The 1,986-nt window shown below is 45.7% G+C and carries 1 protein-coding gene; it reads right to left on the minus strand.

Annotated elements, in window-relative coordinates:
* Positions 1 to 284 precede the first annotated feature (284 nt).
* Positions 285 to 1,986 (minus strand): DUF4116 domain-containing protein (locus KDK17_RS03510; protein ID WP_257287351.1); only part of this gene is annotated, 1,702 nt, incomplete at its 5' end.

Below are 1,986 nucleotides of genomic sequence, written 5' to 3' on the forward strand. Positions count from 1 at the left end.
ACCAATTTATTGCAACCGCAGTAGGACAGCCTTAAGTCCGACAGGCTGCTAGCCCATTGTTGTCAGAGTCGATCAGAGCTTATTCAAAAACTCCCTGACATATTTATGGACTTCGGGGTTTCTTAGAATGGCTGAATCGATAAAAACTGATCATGTTTGAGCCCGGGAGCCGCATATGTAAAAGCACGTGGCCTCCTTGCAATTAATTAGAGCATATACTCGTGATCATTCAATACCGTTTCACCGGCATATTGTAAGGAAACAATACTGCGATCAATTGACTTTTAAATAATGCTTTTATCACTTCGGATTCTTTCACTGGCATACTGAAGAGCGCGCGGATACTCAGCCATGGCGGCCATGACAACCTCATCATCATCCTGAAGTTGCTGGCTGGCATAACTCAGACAATAGCCATCCTGAGTGACTGCGGCCATGACGACACCTTTATCACACTTCAGTTCTTCACTGACATATTTCAGGTGCAATGGTTTTACTGCAATGACTTCTAATACAAGCTCTTGATCATTCCGAACCCGTTGGCTGACATATTTCAGCCCACCCTTCACCATGGTTTTCCTGATCTTTTCTTTAATATCCAAAAGCGACTGACTCGGCGGAACATCAAGCGTCAGCGTGTAATCACGTGATGGTTTGATAACGAAGTATTGACCTCTCAAATGGGGATAAAAATCCTCAACCAGCCGAATAGAGTAATGAGGATCTAACAATAAATAATGATGTAAGAGTTCCCTGCGGATGCTCTCACTCATCTCATTACTCATTAATATTTCCCGCAGACTGTGTTCCGGTTTTTGCCTGAGAAATACTAACGACTGACACTCGCCTAACCGCTCAGCATAATGAACAAACTGTTGAAGGTGGTTGCTTAATAACTGGCAGCAATCGGGACTAATGCGTTCATCCCCCAGATAAAACATTGAGAAAAGACAATGTTGAAAGGTGAATCTGTCCGCTTCTGTCGCAACATCGGGATTAAGGCGTTGTGCAAGCATGTTAAAGTCCCAATGATATTCTTCAAAAATGTCGTTGTCGCTAAAGAGTAAATCGAGATCGCACATAGCATCTAACACAATCGTCAGTTTTTCAAAGGCTTCCTGCAGGATTTCACGTGACTTCATTTGGGGATATTCGACGATCATTTCACTCGTTACGGCACTGCAACTCAGCTTCATACTATCAGCTTGTTTATCCAGTTTAATCACTTTCAGTAACTGCACTAAAAACCACATACGCATTAACTTACCACGCTTATCACTGCCATCAGTGCTCCGAAACTGGTCGGAAAATTTCAGCCGCAAGGTTCGTCCTTTCCCCCCCTCTGCGTTTTCAAGTAGTTCGATAACACAGATATGACTTCCGAGCTCCAGGTTAACAATCAAAGCGTCATCCATACTGACGACAGTCCCTGAGTACTCTAATTTTTTGATCGATGTTTTACAGGACGGACTCAATAGCGATGCCTTTTCACCTGAGTCACCCGGAGTCGTACAATCAACATAGGTGACGCGTTTTTCCTCAGAAACCCTACCATGACCCGAGGCCAGAGTGACCGGTGCCAGCGCCTTTACGAAACGCTGATGCAGGGCAAAAATCAGCTCATGAACACTCAGAACCTGTTCAGCCTTCCCGGGATTGAGTGCTTGAAGAAAGGATTTTAGCTGATAGCAGTCGGCCACCCACTTAATAAACGACAATTGACGCTCTTCACCGGTCTGCTGGTGACGAGTGATACTCTCTAACCCGGATTGGATAGTCTGTTTCAACGTCACGAACCGGGAGGTCAATTGCATCAATTCATCCAGCAATGACTGGACCTCTTCTGAATCGCTGTTTCCCGCCAGCAGCAAGAAGGCCCGGTAGCCCTCCAACAGGGCTTCAGCCCCGTGAATCAGCCGGTTTACGTTGTCTACGGTCTCTGCCAGTAGCTCTGAACGTTGCGGCGACATGCTCAGTTTTATCGGG

Origin of the sequence: Endozoicomonas sp. SESOKO2 (genome assembly GCF_024606245.1) — a bacterium.
Taxonomy (GTDB): Bacteria; Pseudomonadota; Gammaproteobacteria; order Pseudomonadales; family Endozoicomonadaceae; genus Endozoicomonas_A.